Origin of the sequence: Chroococcidiopsis sp. SAG 2025, from assembly GCF_032860985.1 — a bacterium.
Lineage (GTDB): Bacteria > Cyanobacteriota > Cyanobacteriia > Cyanobacteriales > Chroococcidiopsidaceae > Chroococcidiopsis.
On record NZ_JAOCNC010000001.1, the window covers coordinates 4,847,840 to 4,867,139 of the forward strand.

Annotated in this window: 19 protein-coding genes; 11 read left to right on the forward strand and 8 right to left on the reverse strand. The window is 45.1% G+C overall.

All coding sequences use genetic code 11. From position 1 onward, the window contains the following. Window positions 1-329: 329 nt before the first annotated feature. From N4J56_RS23800 to N4J56_RS23810, 3 genes are all read left to right on the forward strand, one after another. Window positions 330-959 carry a TetR/AcrR family transcriptional regulator gene (locus tag N4J56_RS23800; protein ID WP_317108698.1) on the forward strand — a complete coding sequence of 210 codons (630 nt, stop codon included), beginning with the start codon at window positions 330-332 and terminating at the stop codon, window positions 957-959. Window positions 960-1,043: 84 nt separating this feature from the next. Further along, window positions 1,044-1,268: a type II toxin-antitoxin system HicA family toxin gene (locus N4J56_RS23805; RefSeq protein WP_317108699.1), complete on the forward strand. Its 225-nt coding sequence runs from the start codon at window positions 1,044-1,046 to the stop codon at window positions 1,266-1,268. Then, entirely contained in the window at window positions 1,261-1,479 is a 219-nt protein-coding gene (locus N4J56_RS23810; protein WP_317108700.1) for a type II toxin-antitoxin system HicB family antitoxin, read from the forward strand. The genes N4J56_RS23805 and N4J56_RS23810 overlap by 8 nt, the downstream gene beginning before the upstream one ends. 1 nt (window position 1,480) lies before the next feature. On the opposite strand, the gene N4J56_RS23815 is transcribed toward N4J56_RS23810, so the two are convergent. Beyond that, window positions 1,481-2,734 carry a VWA domain-containing protein gene (locus N4J56_RS23815; protein WP_317108701.1) on the reverse strand — a complete coding sequence of 418 codons (1,254 nt, stop codon included), beginning with the start codon at window positions 2,732-2,734 and terminating at the stop codon, window positions 1,481-1,483. A 262-nt stretch (window positions 2,735-2,996) separates the two neighbouring features. Here N4J56_RS23815 and N4J56_RS23820 point away from each other — a divergent pair, with 262 nt between their 5' ends. The 3 genes from N4J56_RS23820 to N4J56_RS23830 all read left to right on the forward strand — a co-directional run bounded on the left by N4J56_RS23820 (window position 2,997) and on the right by N4J56_RS23830 (window position 4,651). Next, on the forward strand, window positions 2,997-3,656 hold the full coding sequence (locus tag N4J56_RS23820) for an ATP-dependent Clp protease proteolytic subunit (RefSeq protein WP_317108702.1): 660 nt from the start codon (window positions 2,997-2,999) through the stop codon (window positions 3,654-3,656). 80 nt (window positions 3,657-3,736) lie between these two features. After that, window positions 3,737-4,330: an ATP-dependent Clp protease proteolytic subunit gene (locus N4J56_RS23825; protein WP_015154722.1), complete on the forward strand. Its 594-nt coding sequence runs from the start codon at window positions 3,737-3,739 to the stop codon at window positions 4,328-4,330. A 63-nt stretch (window positions 4,331-4,393) separates the two neighbouring features. After that, the gene (locus tag N4J56_RS23830) at window positions 4,394-4,651 is read left to right on the forward strand and encodes a MoaD/ThiS family protein (protein ID WP_410500575.1); all 258 of its coding nucleotides are present in this window, start codon (window positions 4,394-4,396) and stop codon (window positions 4,649-4,651) included. 111 nt (window positions 4,652-4,762) lie between these two features. Here the strand turns inward: N4J56_RS23830 and N4J56_RS23835 are convergent, their stop codons facing one another. Beyond that, a complete protein-coding gene (locus N4J56_RS23835; protein WP_317108704.1) occupies window positions 4,763-5,458 on the reverse strand; it encodes a 2,3-bisphosphoglycerate-dependent phosphoglycerate mutase in 696 nt (231 codons plus the stop codon). A 179-nt stretch (window positions 5,459-5,637) separates the two neighbouring features. Here N4J56_RS23835 and N4J56_RS23840 point away from each other — a divergent pair, with 179 nt between their 5' ends. The 3 genes from N4J56_RS23840 to N4J56_RS23850 are packed head-to-tail and all read left to right on the forward strand — an operon-like array spanning window position 5,638 to window position 6,989. After that, window positions 5,638-6,528 carry a hypothetical protein gene (locus N4J56_RS23840; RefSeq protein WP_317108705.1) on the forward strand — a complete coding sequence of 297 codons (891 nt, stop codon included), beginning with the start codon at window positions 5,638-5,640 and terminating at the stop codon, window positions 6,526-6,528. A 39-nt stretch (window positions 6,529-6,567) separates the two neighbouring features. Further along, window positions 6,568-6,771, forward strand: a complete 204-nt coding sequence (locus tag N4J56_RS23845; protein ID WP_039714100.1) for a type II toxin-antitoxin system HicB family antitoxin — start codon at window positions 6,568-6,570, stop codon at window positions 6,769-6,771. Beyond that, window positions 6,768-6,989, forward strand: coding sequence for a type II toxin-antitoxin system HicA family toxin (locus N4J56_RS23850; RefSeq protein WP_039714099.1), 222 nt, complete (start codon window positions 6,768-6,770; stop codon window positions 6,987-6,989). Before N4J56_RS23845 ends, N4J56_RS23850 begins: the two co-directional genes overlap by 4 nt. A gap of 146 nt (window positions 6,990-7,135) precedes the next feature. Here the strand turns inward: N4J56_RS23850 and carB are convergent, their stop codons facing one another. The 6 genes from carB to N4J56_RS23880 form a co-directional block, all read right to left on the reverse strand. Continuing rightward, window positions 7,136-10,489: a carbamoyl-phosphate synthase large subunit gene (gene carB / locus N4J56_RS23855; RefSeq protein ID WP_317108706.1), complete on the reverse strand. Its 3,354-nt coding sequence runs from the start codon at window positions 10,487-10,489 to the stop codon at window positions 7,136-7,138. Window positions 10,490-10,517: 28 nt separating this feature from the next. Next, window positions 10,518-10,649 (reverse strand): hypothetical protein, encoded by a 132-nt coding sequence (locus N4J56_RS23860; protein ID WP_317108707.1) that lies wholly within the window; start codon window positions 10,647-10,649, stop codon window positions 10,518-10,520. Window positions 10,650-10,654: 5 nt separating this feature from the next. Continuing rightward, entirely contained in the window at window positions 10,655-11,911 is a 1,257-nt protein-coding gene (locus N4J56_RS23865) for an argininosuccinate synthase (protein ID WP_317108708.1), read from the reverse strand. Window positions 11,912-12,041: 130 nt separating this feature from the next. After that, complete coding sequence (locus tag N4J56_RS23870; RefSeq protein WP_317108709.1) at window positions 12,042-12,284, reverse strand: hypothetical protein; 243 nt, start codon at window positions 12,282-12,284, stop codon at window positions 12,042-12,044. Window positions 12,285-12,470: 186 nt separating this feature from the next. Further along, a complete protein-coding gene (locus N4J56_RS23875; protein WP_199316908.1) occupies window positions 12,471-12,989 on the reverse strand; it encodes a GNAT family N-acetyltransferase in 519 nt (172 codons plus the stop codon). Window positions 12,990-13,064: 75 nt separating this feature from the next. Continuing rightward, window positions 13,065-14,456, reverse strand: a complete 1,392-nt coding sequence (locus N4J56_RS23880; protein WP_317108710.1) for a malic enzyme-like NAD(P)-binding protein — start codon at window positions 14,454-14,456, stop codon at window positions 13,065-13,067. 352 nt (window positions 14,457-14,808) lie between these two features. Between N4J56_RS23880 and N4J56_RS23885 the strand changes: the two genes are divergently transcribed. After that, window positions 14,809-16,914: a response regulator gene (locus tag N4J56_RS23885; protein ID WP_317108711.1), complete on the forward strand. Its 2,106-nt coding sequence runs from the start codon at window positions 14,809-14,811 to the stop codon at window positions 16,912-16,914. Window positions 16,915-17,038: 124 nt separating this feature from the next. Next, window positions 17,039-19,267: a PAS domain S-box protein gene (locus tag N4J56_RS23890; RefSeq protein WP_317108712.1), complete on the forward strand. Its 2,229-nt coding sequence runs from the start codon at window positions 17,039-17,041 to the stop codon at window positions 19,265-19,267. Window positions 19,268-19,300 lie beyond the last annotated feature (33 nt).

The window sequence follows — 19,300 nt, forward strand, 5'->3', positions numbered from 1 at the left end:
CTAAATCAGGGTGAAGGCATTGAGCTTGAAGTTGTGATGCAGCAGCTCAGGGACAAAATTTAGCAGGCACGCGAACAAGGCAAATGAGTCGGAAAAGATTATCGTGGATATCAGCAGTGGCTTGAAGAAGTTTGCGTCAAGATTGACGAGGCGACTGAAGCATCAAAACATACACCGCCTATCGATGGTGAAACTTTTGTTGCTCAGTTGCTAGAATGTTTGCAGCAAGCGCGTGAAGCTCAGAAATGAGATTGAAATTATGCGAGTTGTGAGTGGTAGGCGCGACTTACAATTTTTATTTCAAGATTCATAAGATAATTAAGTCATAAATGAGGCGATCGCACCCTATTAAAAAACAATTTCGAGATGCAGAAGCGACACAAAAACAAATTCTCGATGCCGCAGAATTAGAATTTGCAAAGCACGGAATTAAAGGTGCTAGAATGAGCAATATTGCAGCTCGCGCTCAGATTACAACTGCTACAATCCACTATTATTTTGAGAATAAAGAAGGTTTATACAAAGCAGTTTTGCAGCGTCCAGTTAATGAAGTTCAGACAATGGTAAATCAGCTCAAACTAGATGATTTATCCCCTGAAGAAGCACTCAAACAAATTATTCAAGTTGCGATCGCCTACGAAGCAAAAAATCCCCATCGTCAGATGCTTTGGTTTCAAGAAGCCAGTCAAAATCAAGGTTTTTATTTTAAGCAAAGTAACGTAGAAAGTCTACACGATCGCTTACTTAAAGTTCTCGATCGCGGCATGAAAGCAGGTTGTTTTCGTCCCCTCGATCCATTTTTAACTCTAACTCATATTTTAAGCGTTTGTATTTTTTACTTTACCGTGCACGAAAATTGGAAACATTTAAGTTCAGGTCGCGATCGCCTCAGTAAAGAAATGGTAGAAAAACACACTGAGGCAGCAATTGAATTTGTTTTAGCAGCAGTAAAAAACTAATCTGAATCTGCCGAACAATATTTATCTATCTCAAACGTCATGTACATTTTATAATAATTGCTTCCTGAGAGTATACTGAAAATAATGCCAAGAAAAATTAGGGAGCTGAAACAAACGCTACGCCGAGTAGGTTTTACAGAACTTCCAGGCAAAGGAAGCCATACAAACTGGATACATCCTTTATATTCTGGAAAATTAACGATTTCTGGCAGTGACGGAGCAGATGCTAAGCCATACCAAGAAAAAGAAATTCAGCAAGCTATTCAAGAAATAGAGACTAGACAAAAGGAATCGCACGAAGATGAGTGAAATGAAGTATAAGATGGTGATTCAATGGTCGGATGAAGATAACTGTTTTTTAGTAGGTTTTCCCGATTTTCCTGAGCAGGCTTGGCGGACTCATGGAGATACCTATGAGTCAGCTGTAGCAAATGGTATAGAAGCCTTAGAATCTCTCATAATGGCTTATGAAGCAACAGGCGAACCACTACCACAACCGACTATTCATCAAGCTGCATAGTTCATCCTTCTTGATCCTGCAAAACGGTTTTTGATACAATTCGGGTTTTCTTCCGATCGCTTTCGGAAAGTTCTTCGCCTGACTGCAAGCGCGTGGCATTATCTTGTAAAACAGTAGCCGCACTGCGATCGCCCATTTGCAAGGCAGTTTTAGCCGCAGTTTGTAACATTGTCGCCGCTCCAGCGCGATCGCCTTGTTGTAATTTCAGTTCGGCTAGCTGTGTTTGACGATATTTAGCTAATGCCAAAACATATTGCTGTACTTGCGGATTGTTGACAGGTTTATAATCTCGTACCACGTTAATTTCTACCGGAATATTGTCAGAAAGTAAATTAGTTTGGTCAAGCGATGGATCGTCGTAACAGATTTGAACGCTAGCAATAGTGTGCCTGCCTTCCGGTAACTGACTGATATACATATTTGCTAACACCACCCGTTCGGAGTCCTTCATCAAGTCTCCCAGGCGTACGGTGTAACGTCCGTAGGTATCTTGTTGTATGGGTAATTCAATCGCATCTGGCGCAACTTGGGCAATTGGCTTGAGTTCTGCAAGTCGCACTTTGGGAATGAACGATAATAGCAGGTAAGCATTTGTCAATTCCACGGCTTGAATGCGATCGAACAGCCGTCCGAACTCTTCTAGAATTTGTTCTGGGTGTTGAATGTAAGATAAACCGCCACCGCCTGCATCGGCAATTTTTTCTAAAATATCTTGGTTCCAATAATCGCCAAAGCCTAAAGTGTTGAGGGTTAAGTTGTAGCTAGCTGCCAGCTGCGCCAATTTCAGACAGCGATCGTTGTCGCCGTGTTCGTTTTCTCCATCCGTAAGTAAAAACGCCTGGGAAATGGCTTCTTTTTTGCCTTTTCCTAGTTCCTCAACCCCTAATTTCAGCCCTTCATCGATCGCCGTGCCACCTTCAGCATATAAACGGTCGATTTGCCGTTTAATATAATCAGGGTTGTTAACCGTTTGGTTGGGAACGAGTACCTTGGCACGGTGATCGAAAACAACGATGGAAAGGCGATCGTCTGGCTGGAGTCGATCGACTAGTGTTTGTGCGGCTTGTTTAACCGTTTCAATCGGTTGTCCCTTCATCGAACCACTTTGGTCGAGAATTAAACAAAGATTAAGCGGAACTTGCCGCTGCGAATTATTTGCGATCGCAGAAATTGACACCGCCAATTGCCGCTGACTTGTAGCTTGATGTGCGTCTAAATTGACATCGTTCAGGGTAGGCTGCAAGCTAACCTTCATACCATTCGTCCTATCTAACCAGATGTGATATCAACTGCTCCACAGCCCCATACTGTTGCTACGGAAAAGTTATGTTAAGTCCATCTCTATTGTCAATTACAGAATATCCTATGTGCTTCTATCTCGGATGCGATCGCAACCTCAAATCCATACCTCAGATTTACAGGTGAGGAATCCGTACCCCTTTTCAACTCATCCTCAAGCTAGGATTACACTATCAGATAATGTCATTATCGCATTATTGTAACCGTCTGGATTTGCTATGGTTTCACCGATTAAAGCCGTTCAAGCTCCCTACTATGGCGATAACTTCTACCGCACGCCACCGCCAGACTTACCCTCTTTACTACTCAAAGAGCGGATTGTCTATCTTGGTATGCCCCTCGTACCCGCCGTCACCGAGTTAATTATTGCCGAATTACTCTATTTGCAATCTGACGATCCAGACAAGCCGATCAAAATCTATATCAACTCTACAGGGACTTCCAGCTACAATGGCGAACCGATCGGCTTTGAAACTGAAGCCTTTGCCATTTACGACACGCTGAGATACATTAAACCCCCCGTTCATACCATTTGTATCGGATCGGCGATGGGAATGGCAGCAATGCTGCTTTCAGCTGGAACTCCAGGTTGTCGTGCTAGTTTGCCCAATGCCAACATTATTTTGCACCAACCCAAAAGCTACGCCCAAGGACAAGCTACGGATATTCAAATTCGGGCTAAGGAAGTGTTGGCAAATAAGGCAACGCTGTTAGATATTTTCGCTAAGACGACAGGACAGCCACTCGAAAAAATTGCTAAAGACATGGATCGGTTATTTTACTTGACTCCTCAGCAGGCGAAAGAATATGGTCTGATCGATCGCGTCTTGGAAAAACAAGACTTAGCCAATCCTCCCCTACCAGCTGGAGTCATCTAATTTGTCATTTGTCATTGGTCATTGGTCATTTGCGAACAACCAATAACCAACAACCAACAATCAATAACGGAGTAGATCATATGCCTATCGGTGTGCCAAAGGTTCCCTATCGGATGCCAGGGGAACAATACACTCAGTGGATTGATATTTACAACCGCCTTTACAGAGAACGGATCATTTTCTTAGGGCGAGATGTAGATGATGAAATCGCCAACCAAATTATCGCGGTTATGCTTTATTTGGATTCAGAAGATCCAGGCAAAGATATTTCCTTGTACATCAATTCCCCTGGTGGAATGGTGACATCTGGGATGGCAATTTATGACACGATGCAACATATCAAATCTGATGTAATTACAATTTGTGTCGGTTTAGCTGCATCGATGGGTTCTTTCCTACTTGCCGCAGGTACAAAAGGTAAGCGTCTTGCCTTACCTCACTCGCGGATTATGATTCACCAACCATCCGGCGGGACTCGCGGACAAGCATCGGATATTGAAATTGAAGCGCGGGAAATCTTGCGAATTCGCGGTCAATTAAACCAGATTTATGCTAATAATACGGGTCAACCTCTAGAAAAAATTGAAAAAGACATGGATCGTGACTTCTTCATGTCAGCAGAGGAGGCTAAAGCATACGGTCTAATCGATCACGTAGTCGAAGAACGTCCGTAGTAGTTAGCAATTAGCCATTAGCAATTAGCTGTTAGCGGTTAGCTAATGGCTGCTTTACTTATTATGCCTAATACCGTCAAAGTCACAATTAAACTTTTCGCCGCCTATCAAGAAGCATACGGCAAATCGGAACTTGCATTAGAATTTCCTCAGAATACACCAGTTGCAGCAGTACGCGATCGCCTCATTTCCGATTGCCCACAACTCTCGCAATGGCGCGATTTAACTCGCTTCGGCATCAATTTGCAATTTGTCGAACCCGATACTCTTCTTCAAGACGGCGACGAAGTAGTACTCATTCCCCCCGTTAGTGGCGGTTAGCGCCAGCATTCGTAAGGGCGGGTTTGCCCAGAATCTTTGTCGGAGTCACAGGTGTTTGGTAAACCCGCCCGTACAAAGGTCAAAAGTTTAATTTAAAATAATTTTAAAAGTTTAAATTAAAATAATTTTATTTGTTGCCTGTCCGGTGTCATCCACATCGTAAATAATCGGCACGCCTGTAGCGAGTTCTAGATGAGGAATGACTTCAGGACTGAGGCGATCGAGTTGCATAATAATAGAGCGTAAAGAATTGCCATGTGCTGCAACTAAAACATTATCTCCATGTTTTAACTGGGTAAGAATGCGACTGTGAAAAAAAGGAAGAGTACGCCGCATTGTATCCTCTAAACTCTCACCACCCGGAGGGCGCATTGAAAAAGATCTTCGCCATGCTTGCACGACATCTGCACCATATTTTTCGGCTGTCTGCGCTTTATTTAATCCCTGTAAATCGCCATAAAAACGCTCGTCCAGTGCCATGCTGGGAATAATAGGAAGTTCGCAACTTGAGTTACCTTCATACTTATCCCAACCGTGCCAGTGCGGATCGTCAGCTTCGTGTTTTAAAACGGGATTTCTTCCTGCACAAATTTCTTCAAATTCTGTCAGGCAAATAATCGCGGTTTCAATTGCTCGGATTAATAAGCTGGTAAAGCAAATATCAACTCGATAATCTCTTAATTTATAAGCTGCTTTTGTTGCCTCCAATCGCCCTAATTTACTCAAAGGTACGTCTACCCAACCCGTAAATTTGTTGGCAGCATTCCAGATACTTTGTCCGTGCCGGATAAGGATGAGTTTAGACATAATCTTTTGTCTTCAATCTAATTGAAACATTTTCAATAAAATATGTTTAATTATAAAACAGAAACTTTTGTTTGAAATTCTTCTCAAATTTTAATCTAGCAATGTTGTCACTGAAGTAGGAAATTATGTAAATTCAGATATAGAAGATATAAAGAGAGTGCAATCAGAAGTTTTTCTGATTGCTTCTCACCAATGAAAAAACTTCAGTAGCTACAATTAATAAAATATTAGGAGAATTGAACATGAGAATTAGTTCTTCTGCTACTAATCATGCGCGACGATTGTATCAACTCGGCAGTTTTTTTGTTATTCTTGTTTTTTTCCTATGCTTGGCAGTGCTAGGATTGAGCTTAATTCCGTACTTCAACCAGCTAATAGAAATCTTAGCTCCAACTTTATTGAATATAATGATGTATTCTTGGCTAGGATTTATGGGAAGCTGTGCAGTTGGCTTTATATTTAACTTATCGTATGGACTGAGAAAATACTGGAGCAGTCCTGTACGAAACTATGTTTCTATTTTCGTATTGTTTATTGCAGGATTAATTTCCGTAATGGTATCGCGACAGCTAATTAACTTTATGACTGGGGGTGTCGATCCATCTTCTCTAGCTGGCTCCGTAACTGCACTTGCTAGTTTATTAACACCAATAATATATCTTGGAACGGCTTTCATCGTCTTGCCCCTAATCTTTCACATAGCATACATTGCCTTAATGCCAATCGGCTTTAATTTTGCCCTTCTAGCTAGATCTATCCCTCAGATTTCACGTCGTCTTTCGTTACCAGAATGGGAAGTGTTTATACTTTGGGGTGGTAGAGCAGTAGGTTCGGTTACTTTGGCATTAGTATTATTTTTATCATCAGTAAATCTTTTGAGGCTAACACACAATCAAGTCTCTTGGCTACTCACAAATATAATAGTTCGTAGTAGCCATCACGAGCTAAGCAATGAGTGTAAGAACTACAAAGTTGGCGAATGGATCGCTTCTATTGGAAACAACAAGATTAATGTAGCAGTACCAGATAAAGTTGTTGGTTTCAGATTTGAGAAGCGAAACTGTAACTAAATTTATCATCAAATACCACATTTATTAGGTAAAAGAATTATGAAATGGCGCGTGATTCTCGAACCAGATTTAGAAACAGGTGATTGGGCTGTTTGGTGTCCAGAATTACCAGGCTGCGTATCAGCAGGAGAAACAAAGCAAGAAGCTTTAGAAAATATTCGGGAGGCAATAGAACTTTATCTTGAGCCTGAACCAATAGAATTATCTACAGGAGCGATCGCTTGCGAGGTTACAATCGAATGACTCGCATACGACGCATGAATGCTGGTGAAGTTGAAAGCATTTTGCAGCGTTACGGTTTTGAATTAGTGTCACAAAAAGGTAGCCATCGTAAATGGAGAAATCTGGCGCGACAACTGCAAGTCATTGTGCCATACCATCGAGGTCGCGATTTACCGTTAGGAACCTTGCGTAGCATTATGGTTGGCGCTGACATTCCAGAGTCGGAATGGAAAAGCTAAAACTTACCGTAGCAGTATAAGAGATCCCCCCAACCCCCTTAAAAAGGGGGCTAGGACAACAGATCCCCCAACCCCCTTAAAAAGAGGGGCTAGGAAAACTTCTAATGTAGGGACGTTGACAAGTAGCGCCTCTACCATTGGTATTTTTATGCTGAGGTAGAGGTGACAAGAGAGTCATCTTGCCGTTGGTTCTGAGTTTGTCCTTGATTTGCTTCTGCCGTGTAGTCTTGAATTGCCTTGACAGTAAGAGATTGAGATTTAAGCGCCCGAATCGCCGCCGCTGTAGCTCGCGCTCCTGCAATTGTCGTAATGATAGGAATTTTATAAGTCAGTGCCGATCGCCGAATCAACTTAGCATCAGTTTGTGCCTCTTCACCAGAAGGCGTATTGATAATTAACTGAATGTTGTGATTCTTAATCGCATCGAGGACGTGGGGTCTACCTTCATGTAACTTGAGAATTAACCCCACCTTTAGACCATGCTCTTGCAACACTCGACGAGTGCCATCGGTGGCGATAACCTCAAATCCTAGATCGATGAAATCCCTAACCACAGGCACGACTAAGGGCTTATCGCGCTCGTTACAAGTCACAAATACCGTTCCCTTTAGGGGTAATATTTCCCCCGCTCCCAACTCGGCTTTGGCATAAGCCAAGCCAAAATCGCGATCGATCCCCATAACTTCGCCTGTCGATCGCATTTCGGGACCGAGTAACGTATCTGTCCCAGGAAACTTCTTAAACGGTAATACCGCTTCCTTGACCGCAATGTGATTTAACTTCGGTTCCTCATTTAAGCCCAACTGTACTAAGTTTTGCCCTGCCATCACTAATGAAGCTAACTTCGCAAGTTGTACTCCGGTTGCTTTAGAAACAAATGGCACTGTCCGCGAAGCACGCGGATTTGCTTCTAAGATATAAACTTGCGGGTTATAGGTGTGCGCCCCCACAACGGCAAACTGAATATTCATCAAACCAACAACTTTGAGCGCTTTTGCTAGTTGTATGGTTTGAGTACGAATTTTCTCTAATACCGGAGTTGGTAAGGAAATCGCAGGTAGAGTACAAGCCGAGTCGCCAGAATGAATTCCTGCTTGCTCGATATGTTCCATTACCCCACCAATGACAACTTTACCTGTAGAATCAGCGATCGCATCTACATCAACTTCGATCGCGTTTTCCAAAAACTTATCGATTAAAATCGGGTGATCCGGCTCTACTTGTACCGCAAAAGTCATGTAACGCTCTAGTTCGGTGTCAGAATAAACAATTTCCATCGCGCGACCACCCAAGACGTAACTCGGACGCACCACCACTGGATAACCGATCTTCTGAGCAACTACCAGGGCATCTTCATAGCTGCGAGCAATGCCATTTGGTGGCTGGGCGATGTTTAAGGCGTGCAGGATCTTTTCAAACTTTTCTCTGTCTTCAGCGGTGTCTATCGCTTCGGGAGAGGTTCCCCAAATTTTGGTAGTTGCTCCTCCAACTCCCCCTGCTCCCAGCTCGTCCCAGCTCGTCCCAGCTCCCTGCAAATACTGCTGCAAAGGCAGTGCCAACTTGAGCGGCGTTTGTCCGCCGAATTGAACGATGATGCCGAGTGGTTTTTCGACTTCGATGATGTTGATTACGTCTTCGAGTGTTAGGGGTTCAAAATAAAGGCGATCGCTAGTATCGTAATCGGTGGAAACGGTTTCAGGGTTGGAGTTAACCATGATCGTCTCGTAACCAGCGCCTTTGAGGGCGTAGGCGGCGTGACAGCAGCAGTAGTCAAATTCAATTCCCTGTCCGATCCGGTTGGGTCCACCACCCAAAATCATCACTTTGGGACGGTCTGAGGGACGAACTTCGGTTTCGCCGTCGTAGCTGGAGTAGTGGTAAGGAGTTAAGGCTTCAAACTCAGCAGCACAGGTATCGACAGTTTTGTAAACGGGGACGATACCGAGGCTTTGACGATATTGCCGGACTTGAGCTTCGCTAGTCTTGGTGGCAAAGGCAATTTGCTTGTCACTGAATCCTTGCTGTTTGATGGCGAATAGCTGCTTGCCGTCCAGCGATTCTAGAGGAGTGCGTTTGAGCAGTTTTTCAGTTTCGAGCAGTTGTTGGAAAGAGTCTAAAAACCAGGGATCGATACCCGTAAGTTCGTAGATTTCTTCATTGCTCATACCCATAAGCATAGCTTGGCGCACGGCGAAAATGCGTTCTGGATTGGGGGTACGCAAATGAGCGCGGATTTGTTCGAGGGAAGGAAGTTTTTCTTGTTTGTCACAACCCCAACCGCTTCTACCTGTTTCTAAAGAACGCAAGGCTTTCTGGAAAGATTCGTTGAAGGTGCGTCCGATAGCCATTGCTTCGCCGACAGATTTCATTTGCGTAGTGAGTGTCGGATCTGTGCCGGGAAATTTTTCAAAGGCGAAGCGGGGAATTTTGGTAACTACATAATCTATAGTTGGTTCAAACGAAGCCGGAGTCTTTTTCGTGATATCGTTGGCGATCTCGTCGAGCGTGTAACCGATCGCGAGTTTAGCCGCAATTTTGGCGATCGCAAATCCAGTAGCTTTGGATGCTAAGGCTGAAGAACGCGAGACACGGGGATTCATTTCGATCGCCACGACTTCGCCGTTGGTGGGGTTAATCGCAAATTGAATGTTAGAGCCGCCTGTTTCAACGCCAATTTCGCGGATGATTCGCACTGAGTAGTCGCGCAGCCGTTGGTATTCTTTGTCAGTTAGAGTTTGAGCGGGGGCGACGGTAATGCTGTCTCCGGTGTGAATGCCCATCGGGTCGATGTTTTCGATGCTGCAAATAATGACGACGTTATCGGCACAATCGCGCATTACTTCCAATTCGTATTCTTTCCAGCCAATTAAGGACTTATCGATCAGAATTTGCGAAACTGGGGAAGCGTCAAGTCCAGATGTGGCGAGTTCGAGAAATTCTTCTTGGTTGTAAGCGATACCTCCACCCGTACCGCCTAAAGTGAAGGCAGGGCGAACGATGAGGGGGTACGTGCCAATTTCTTGAGCAACACTTTTAGCTTCTTCTAAGTTGGAAGCAATACCACTGGGGCAAACAGCAACGCCTATTTTCGCCATCGCTTCGTTGAATTGCTGTCTGTCTTCAGCCTTTTCAATCGCGGCGAGGTTAGCGCCAATCAATTGTACGCCGTATTTTTCTAACGTGCCGTTTTTGGCGAGATTGACGGCGAGGTTGAGGGCAGTTTGTCCGCCCATTGTAGGTAAGAGTGCGTCGGGACGCTCTGATTCAATGACTTGGGTGACCAGTTCGGGGGTCAGCGGTTCGATGTAAGTGCGCTGTGCGGTTTCAGGATCGGTCATGATCGTGGCAGGATTGGAGTTAACCAAAATCACTTCGTATCCTTCTTCCCGCAGGGCTTTACACGCTTGCGTACCCGAGTAGTCGAATTCGCACGCTTGTCCGATAACAATCGGGCCTGCTCCCAATAGGAGGATTTTTTTGATGTCAGAGCGCCTTGGCATAGTCCTTTCCTTTGTCGGTTATCAGTTATCAGTTATCAGTTGTCAGAAGACAGGAGCCAGGAGTCGTAGGGGCGGGTTTAGCAAATAGATCGACAACCTCAACAGTATATCTTCGGTCAAAACCCGCCCGTACAGGAGTCAGGGTTTTAGTTGCGGTCACTGTCCCTAGCCCTTAGTTTGTTGCGACCATACACGGGTAGGCAGTCCCCAGACGTAGATAAAGCCTTCAGCGGCTTTGTGGTCGAATTGGTCTTCGGCTCCGTAGGTTGCTAGTTCGGTGTTGTAGAGGGAGTTGTCTGATTTACGTCCGACAACGGTGGCGTTTCCTTTGAAGAGTTGGACGCGCACGGTACCGGAGACTCGTGCTTGAGTCTGTAGGATAAAAGCATCGAGGGCGGCTTTGAGGGGGCTGTACCACTGTCCGTTGTAGACGAGTTGGCTGTAGGTTTCTTCAATTCCCCGCTTGTAGCGAGTGACATCAGCAGTCAAGGTGAGGCTTTCGAGGTCGCGGTGGGCATGAATTAAAACTGTCATGGCAGGAGATTCGTAGATTTCCCGCGATTTGATTCCGACGAGACGGTTTTCTACCATGTCAATGCGTCCTACGCCCTGGTTACCAGCAAGTTGATTGAGTCGATCGATCAGTGTAACTGGCGCTAGGGTTTCGCCATTTAAAGCGACTGGAACACCACCTGCAAAGGTAATTTCAATATATTCCGGCTGGTTAGGAGTGTCGGCGATCGCCTTTGTCATTTGATAAATTTCTTCTGGCGGTTCTGCCCAAGGATCTTCCAAGATTCCAGCCTCGATCGCCAGTCCCAACAAATTTTTATCTAAGCTGTAGGGAGAAGATTTTTTGACTGGAAAGGGAATGTCGAACTTTTCGCCATACGCGATCGTTTCTTCCCGACTCATACCCCATTCTCTAGCAGGGGCGAGAATTTTTAAATTTGGATTGAGCGCGCCAATGGAGACATCAAACCGTACTTGGTCGTTCCCCTTACCCGTACAACCGTGGGCGATCGCATCTGCACCGTACTTTTCAGCCACTTCTACTAAGACTTTCGCAATTAACGGACGTGCTAGAGCTGTGGCGAGGGGATAGCGATTTTCATACAAGGCATTTGCTTGAATCGCTGGGAAGGCATACTCTCTTACGAATACATCTTGTACGTTTGCCACTAACGATTCATCTGCGCCCGATTGCAGTGCTTTTTGGCGGATTGGTTCGAGTTCGTCGCCTTGTCCTAAATCGACTGCTAGGGTAATGACTTCTTGCACGCCCCATTCATGCTTAAGGTAAGGAATGCATACCGAAGTATCAACGCCCCCAGAATATGCTAGTACGGCACGCTTAGCCCGACCTGTGGAGTTATTGAGTTGGGAGCTGGTATTTGCTTCGAGATTAACTGGGGTTGTCATTTGTCGCTATGAGTGAGTGATGGGTGGTCAGTAGTAGGGGCGGGTTCACCAAACAACTTTGCTATTCACAGCGATCTCGGGTAAACCCGCCCGTACAGGAGTGATGAGTCAAAAGTTGAATTTTTCTCAGCTAGTTTTGGTAAAGTTCGTTGCTGAATTCTTGCAATCTAGACAAAATTTCCCAGCGTTGAACTTGTAAGCGATCGCGATCGGCTTTGACTGCTTGTTTGGCTCGGTCAATTTTTAATTGCTCGATTTGAAGATTTTTTGCTTCAATCTCTAAAGCATTTTCTCTATCTTGAATTGTATTGAGTTCGTTTACAAGTAGAGCGGTCATTGCATTAACATTTACCTGGTAGATGAAGCGATCCATGATGCACTCCTTGAAAAAGTTAAAAGGTAAACGCGGTAGGGGCGGGTTTGTAAAGTATTTCTGATTCCAACAAACATCTCAGGTAAACCCGCCCGTACAAAAGTCAAATCTTGGGAGCTGCTATTGGTTTTTGTGTCATTAACAGTGAAGATAAGCCAAATGAGTGAAGATTTTGTGAACCGAGCTTCACGCCGAAAAATTTTGTTCCAAAGAACTCATGAAAAGTCGATCTTTCAATACCATTGTGGTACTGCTGTTGCATTCAAATCCAATTCGTTCGTAGAACCGTTGCTGATGCGTAGTCATTAAATAAACTCGTTCGACTCGACTCATGCGGGGATGACTCAAAACTGTTTGCACTAGTTTTCGCCCTAGTCCCCGCCCTTGATAATCGGGATGAATTGCCACATCCCAAATCGTAGCGCGGTAAATTCCATCAGAAGTCGCTCTGGCAAAACCAATCAGCCGTTCTTCATCCCAAACACTCACGACTGGTTCGCTATTGGCAATTGCGATGCTCAGATCTTCTAAGCTGCGTCCTTGCGCCCAAAATGCTGCTTGCTCGAATAATGTTTGTAACTGGAGTAAATCGTCTTGCGATTGCTGCGGTTGGCGTAAAGCGTTACCTGTAGCAATACAGAAACAAATTTGACTGCTATCTGTTTGTGATGATGCCTCTTTAGTGGGAGATACGGTAGATGTCATTCTCGAAATGGTAATTGGTAGTTGGTAATTGATATTTGGTTGACGGTTGACGGTTAACTGATAACTGATAACTGGTCACTGTTTCGCAATTCCTTCTTCACGGGCAGCTCTTTGGACGGCAGCTGCAACGGCTGTGGCTACGCGATCGTCAAACACGGACGGGATGATATACTCTGAGTGCAAATCGCTGGGTTTAATTAAAGAAGCGATCGCGCTGGCTGCTTCTAAACACATCGTGGTTGTAATCGTGCTGGCACGACTGTCTAAAGCACCGCGAAAAACGCCAGGAAAGGCTAAGACATTGTTAATTTGATTTGGATAGTCGCTGCGCCCTGTTGCCATAATTGCGACATCGTTCATCACCAATTCCGGTTGAATTTCAGGGATGGGATTTGCCATCGCCATCACAATTGGGTCTTTTGCCATCGATCGCACCATTTCAGGAGTGACTACACCAGGGGCGCTCACGCCAATGAAAACATCGCTGCTTATCATAGCATCGGCGAGACTTCCAGCTTGACTAACGGCAAATTCTTGCTTTTCCTGATTCAAGTCTGTCCGATTGGTGGAGAGAATGCCTTTAGAGTCACACATTAGTATATTCGTTGCACCAGCTTTTTGTAGCAAGCGGGCGATCGCAACTCCAGCAGCTCCCGCACCGTTGATGACAATCCGAATTTGCTCGATTGGTTTGTTGATAATTTTGAGCGCGTTGAATAAAGCAGCTAGCGTGACAATTGCCGTACCGTTTTGATCGTCGTGAAATACGGGAATATCTAATTCTTGGCGCAGGCGCTTTTCAATCTCAAAGCAGCGCGGAGCCGCAATATCTTCTAAATTGACTCCCCCAAATACAGGGGCAATATTTTTGACTGTGGCAATAATCTCTTCTGTATCTTGAGTTGCTAAACAAATCGGAAAGGCATCAATTCCCGCAAATTCTTTGAATAGCATGGCTTTGCCTTCCATGACTGGTAATGCTCCAGCTGCACCAAGATTACCTAATCCTAAAACTGCACTGCCATCCGTGACGATCGCTACAGTATTTTGTTTAATTGTGAGATTATAAACTTGTTCTGGATCTTGAGCGATCGCCGTACAGACTCGACCGACTCCAGGCGTATAAGCCATTGCCAAATCGTCTTGACTTTTGAGCGGAATTCTGCTACTTACAGTGATTTTGCCACCACGATGCAAATTAAAGGTGCGATCGTAGACGCTCATTAACTTGACATCTGCCAATTCTTTGACTGCTTGGACGATCGTTTCGGCATGTTCTGTACTAGAAGCATCAACAGTCACGTCTCGAGTCGTGAGTTGGCGAGTCTGGGCAATTAAATCGATTTGACCCAAATTACCACCGCTATTGGCGATCGCTTGAGTCACTGTTGCCAGCATTCCCGCTCGATTGGGAATTTGCAGGCGTAAAGTTAGACTGTAACTTGAGTTTGGCGTGAGAATTACCATAGCTGGATGTGAGGGATCGGGATAAAAAGAGAGTAGAGGGAACTGGGAGAGAAAAAGCTAACTCTGCCCAATCGTCAATTACTAATAAACAAACTGTAACGATTTTGAAATATAGAGCGTATAAGTGAAAATTTTGTGAATAGGTAAAAAATTATCCATTGCCGCAAACCCTCAGAACTGTCACTAAATCTACCAAGTGATATCAAATCTTCCTTTATGCTGGCGGAAATACAGTTATTAGTTATCAGTAGAGAGTGGTGCGTGAAGCGTGGTTTTCCCCCTCAGCTTCCTCAGCGACCTTGCGCTCCCTCAGCTCTCTTCCTCCCGACTCCCGACTCCCGACTCCCGCATCATGAAAATTCTGCTTGTAGAAGATGACGAAACTATAGTTCAACTGCTCCAGCCAACGCTTGCCAGTCAACGTTATTTGGTGGAGCTAGCGACTGATGGTCAAGCAGGATGGGAACTGGTAGACAGTTTCGAGTACGATCTGATTTTGTTGGATGTGATGTTGCCTAAGCTAGATGGAATTAATTTTTGTAAAAAGCTACGGGCAAAAGGCGATCGCACTCCGGTTTTGTTACTGACAGCTCAAGATTCTAGTACTGACAAAGTTAGGGGATTAGATGCTGGTGCGGATGACTACGCGCTCAAACCGTTTGACATAGAGGAACTATTAGCTCGCATTCGCGCTTTATTACGGCGTAGCAGTGCCACACCATCTCCGGTGCTAGAGTGGGGTTTCTTACGGCTCGATCCTAGTAGCTGCGAAGTCACCTATGACGGCAAACTCTTGCATCTGACGGCAAAAGAGTACGGCATTTTAGAATTACTACTACGTAACACCCATCGCATCTTTAGCCAAAGTGCGCTACTCGATCGCGTGTGGTCGTTTGACGAACCCCCTACGGAGAATACTGTTAGAGCGCATATCAAAAGTTTAAGACAGAAAATTAAAAAAGCCGGAGCGCCAGACCCGATTGAGACAGTTTATGGATTGGGATATCGGTTGAAGGCGGAAGAACGGGAGTCGGGAGTCGTAGGGGTGGGTTTATCAAAAGATTTACGGCTTACATCAGTAGATCTTTGCTCAAAACCCGCCCGTACAGGGGAGTCGGGGAGGGACAAGGAAGACAAGGGAGACAAGGAAGCAACTACCATTGACCAACCGCCAACTACCAACTACCAATTACCAACTAGCCAATCCCAAATTCTAGCAGAACTAATTCCATTGTGGGAAAGACACCGAGAGAAGTATATTCATCGGATTGGAGTTATAGAACAGGCGACCGCATCTGCCAAGCAAGAGTGTCTCGATCCTCAGCTAAAATCCCAAGCAGCGAAAGAAGCGCATACTTTAATTGGCTCTCTCGGTAGTTTTGGTTTAATCGCCGCCTCTCAATTGTGTTGCCAAATTGAACGAGAATTATCCGATGAAACTCAATTCACTCAAGAGCGTATAGAGCATCTCTCAGAACTGATCGTCGCATTACGGCAAACGTTGAATGCAGTAGAAGATTTAAAAGTCAAAAGTCAAAAGTCAGAAGTCAAAAATCAGGAGTCGGGAGTCGGGGAAGAAAGCAGAGGAGCAGAGGAAGCAGAGGAGCAGAGGAGAATAACAACCAATTACCAATTACCAATTACCAATTACCAATTATCAACAACCAAATTACTAGTTGTAGACAGCGATCGCCAGATGACGCAAGCTGTAACAACAGAGGCTACAACAGCAGGAATGGAGGTAGTTGTGGCACGAGATTTGTCTCAGGCACGCTCGGCGATCGCCTGTACTAAACCTGATGCAGTACTGCTCGACCTCTACTTTTGCCGAAATCGGATGCATGGTTTGCAGTTTTTGTCAACTCTAGCAAACGCACAGCCACCGATACCTACGATTGTCCTAACTGAGCCACAGAGTTTTGCCGATCGCGTGGAAGCAGCTCGGTTAGGGGCGCGAAGTTTTTTGCAAAAGCCAGTACCACCAGCTCAAGCGATCGCGGCGATCGCGCAAGTTTTGCAAGCATCAACAACTCCAGAAGCAAAGTTAATGCTTGTGGATGACGATCCGCAACTACTCGAAAGATTGCAGGTATTACTGGAACCTTGGGGATTTAGACTGACCTTGCTTACCGACCCTCAGCAATTTTGGCATTATTTGGAAATCTTTCGCCCCGATCTGCTGATTTTAGATATAGAGATGCCACAATTGAGCGGTATCGACCTCTGTCAAGTGGTACGCAACGATCCCCAGTGGAGCGAACTACCAATTATATTTCTATCCGCTCGTACTGATGCTGAGATAATTCATCGAGTTTTTACCCTTGGTGCTGATGATTACGTAAACAAGCCAGTTATCGGACCCGAACTCGTTGCTAGAGTACTAAATCGTTTAGAACGCAGTCAAATTCGTCACCAAATGTTGCAGCTTCAGAATGCAAAATTAATCACAGGCGAGTAGTGAGTGGCTAGTGGCTGGTGACTAGTGGCTGGAATCTTTGCTAGTCACCAACAACGCTTTCACGCTTTACTGATAACAGACGTTACATGTAACGTCTCTACACTGATAACTGATAACTGGACAAATGACAAATGGAATTGCCAGTCGATTGAGTTTAGCGCTGTTATATTTGCTAATTCTATTGTGTTTAGGCTGGGTTTCTTTCTACTCTTTAACAGAGTGGAGGGTAACGGTCGATCGCCAAGTCAATCTGCAAATGGAAGTAGCAGCATCGACTACACCAGCAACTGCACCAGAGATCGTTGCCCAACAACAATTGTTGCAGCAGACGGCGAGGGAAGCTAAAAAACGGGCTGACAATGCGATCGCCGTGTCTCTAGTTAGTTTCAGTTTCAGCGCGATCGGATTTTTATTAGTCTATTACCTCATCAATTTACAACTACAGCGCGAACTTGCCGAACGCCAGCGTGCAGAAGAGGCTCTACGTCAAGCTGAAACTAAGTATCGTAGTATTTTTGAAAATGCGATCGAGGGAATCTTCCAAACAACACCAGACGGGCGATATTTGACGGCAAATCCCATGCTGGCAAAGATTTACGGTTATTCCTCTCCCGCCGAACTGATGGCGAATATCTCTGACTTGGGGCAACAACTTTACGTCAATCCCAACCGCCGGACTGAGTTCATTCGCCTACTACAACAGCACGACACCGTAGCAGGGTTTGAGTCTCAAGTCTATCGTCGAGATGGTCAAGCGATTTGGATTGCAGAGCAGGCAAGAATTGTCAGAGATGATAACGGTAAGCCGCTTTACTATGAAGGTATCGTCGAAGATATTACCGAGCGCAAACATGCAGAAGAAGAACGAGCAAAGCTGATTGCTATCCTCGAAGCAACTTTAGATTTTGTCGCTACTGCCGATCTAGACGAACGAGTAAACTATTTAAACAGCTCTGCTTGTAAAGTTTTTGGTTTCGATCGCGATCGCGATCTTGCGGGTTTGCATCTGAGCAATCTCCATCCTGCTTGGGCTTACGATCTCTTGCACCGCGAAGCAATTCCCACGGCAATTCAGAATGGTGTTTGGGTTGGTGAAACAGCTATTCTGAGTTACGATGGACGCGAAATTCCAGTTTCACAACTATTGATCGCGCACAAATCCTCGCAGGGAAAGGTGAAGCTGCTCTCTACCATCGCCCGCGATATCACTCAGCGCTTGCAAATTGAAGCCTCGTTGCGAGAAGCAGAACGACGTTGGCGGAGTTTGTTAGAGAATGTCCGATTAGTCGTGGTAGGACTCGATCGCCAGGGAGTTGTCGAGTATGTCAATCCATTCTTTCTTGAATTGGTAGAATACACCTCAGAGGAGGTTTTGGGCAAGAATTGGTATGAAGTGTTCTTACCACCGCATCAGCGTCAGCGCGTGCAGGAGCATTTTCTGCAATTACAGCAACAAGGCTTGCATAACTACTATCAAAATTCGATTTTGACTAAATCTGGGCAAGAACGGTTAATTGCTTGGAATAACACGATCTTGCGCGATTTGCAGGGTGAAGCGATCGCGACTCTCAGTATTGGGGAAGATATTACAGAACGTTACGCGATCGAGCGCATGAAAGATGAGTTTGTTTCTGTTGTCAGTCACGAACTTCGCACGCCTTTAACTTCAATTCATGGAGCGCTAAATTTATTATCTAGCGGTCTAATTGACGCTCATAGCGATCGCGGACGGCGCGTGATTGATATTGCTTCTGAGGGAGCCGATCGCTTGGTGCGACTGGTGAACGATATTCTGGAGTTGGAACGCTTGGAATCGGGAAAAATTAGCTTATTGCAGCGATCGTGCAACGCGGCTGATTTATTAGAAAAAGCAACGGATTTGATGCAGGTGATGGCAAATCGTGCCAAAGTTACTCTATCTGTTTATTCCCAAGATATTCAACTCAACGTCGATGGCGATCGCATTATCCAAGTATTAACTAATCTCCTCGGTAATGCAATTAAATTTTCTCCAGAAGGCTCCACAGTTGAGTTAAGTGTTGAAGCGATCGAAGCGGGTGAGAATTCGGAGTTCGGAATTTTGAATTCCGAGTTAAATTCTGCCTCAGCTTCCCTATCAACAAATATTCTCTTCACAGTTAAAGATCGGGGGCGTGGTATCCCAGAGGATAAGATTGAAAGTATTTTCGAGCGTTTTCATCAAGTTGATGCTTCCGATTCCCGAAAAAAAGGTGGCACGGGACTCGGGTTAGCAATTTGCCGTAGCATTATACAGCAGCATGGTGGACGAATTTGGGCAGAGAGCGTGTTAGGTGAAGGAAGTCGTTTTTATTTCACGCTACCAAGTATGTAGGGTGGGCATCGCCCACCCTACTAGACTAGGTCT

What these genes read in the sequence shown, in the direction of transcription:
- N4J56_RS23800 (WP_317108698.1), top strand. Translation starts at nt 330, where the DNA reads ATGAGGCGATCGCACCCTATTAAAAAACAATTTCGAGATGCAGAAGCG.
- N4J56_RS23805 (WP_317108699.1), top strand. Translation starts at nt 1,044, where the DNA reads ATGCCAAGAAAAATTAGGGAGCTGAAACAAACGCTACGCCGAGTAGGT.
- N4J56_RS23810 (WP_317108700.1), top strand. Translation starts at nt 1,261, where the DNA reads ATGAGTGAAATGAAGTATAAGATGGTGATTCAATGGTCGGATGAAGAT.
- N4J56_RS23815 (WP_317108701.1), bottom strand. Translation starts at nt 2,734, where the DNA reads ATGAAGGTTAGCTTGCAGCCTACCCTGAACGATGTCAATTTAGACGCA.
- N4J56_RS23820 (WP_317108702.1), top strand. Translation starts at nt 2,997, where the DNA reads ATGGTTTCACCGATTAAAGCCGTTCAAGCTCCCTACTATGGCGATAAC.
- N4J56_RS23825 (WP_015154722.1), top strand. Translation starts at nt 3,737, where the DNA reads ATGCCTATCGGTGTGCCAAAGGTTCCCTATCGGATGCCAGGGGAACAA.
- N4J56_RS23830 (WP_410500575.1), top strand. Translation starts at nt 4,394, where the DNA reads ATGCCTAATACCGTCAAAGTCACAATTAAACTTTTCGCCGCCTATCAA.
- N4J56_RS23835 (WP_317108704.1), bottom strand. Translation starts at nt 5,458, where the DNA reads ATGTCTAAACTCATCCTTATCCGGCACGGACAAAGTATCTGGAATGCT.
- N4J56_RS23845 (WP_039714100.1), top strand. Translation starts at nt 6,568, where the DNA reads ATGAAATGGCGCGTGATTCTCGAACCAGATTTAGAAACAGGTGATTGG.
- N4J56_RS23850 (WP_039714099.1), top strand. Translation starts at nt 6,768, where the DNA reads ATGACTCGCATACGACGCATGAATGCTGGTGAAGTTGAAAGCATTTTG.
- carB (WP_317108706.1), bottom strand. Translation starts at nt 10,489, where the DNA reads ATGCCAAGGCGCTCTGACATCAAAAAAATCCTCCTATTGGGAGCAGGC.
- N4J56_RS23865 (WP_317108708.1), bottom strand. Translation starts at nt 11,911, where the DNA reads ATGACAACCCCAGTTAATCTCGAAGCAAATACCAGCTCCCAACTCAAT.
- N4J56_RS23870 (WP_317108709.1), bottom strand. Translation starts at nt 12,284, where the DNA reads ATGGATCGCTTCATCTACCAGGTAAATGTTAATGCAATGACCGCTCTA.
- N4J56_RS23875 (WP_199316908.1), bottom strand. Translation starts at nt 12,989, where the DNA reads ATGACATCTACCGTATCTCCCACTAAAGAGGCATCATCACAAACAGAT.
- N4J56_RS23880 (WP_317108710.1), bottom strand. Translation starts at nt 14,456, where the DNA reads ATGGTAATTCTCACGCCAAACTCAAGTTACAGTCTAACTTTACGCCTG.
- N4J56_RS23885 (WP_317108711.1), top strand. Translation starts at nt 14,809, where the DNA reads ATGAAAATTCTGCTTGTAGAAGATGACGAAACTATAGTTCAACTGCTC.
- N4J56_RS23890 (WP_317108712.1), top strand. Translation starts at nt 17,039, where the DNA reads ATGACAAATGGAATTGCCAGTCGATTGAGTTTAGCGCTGTTATATTTG.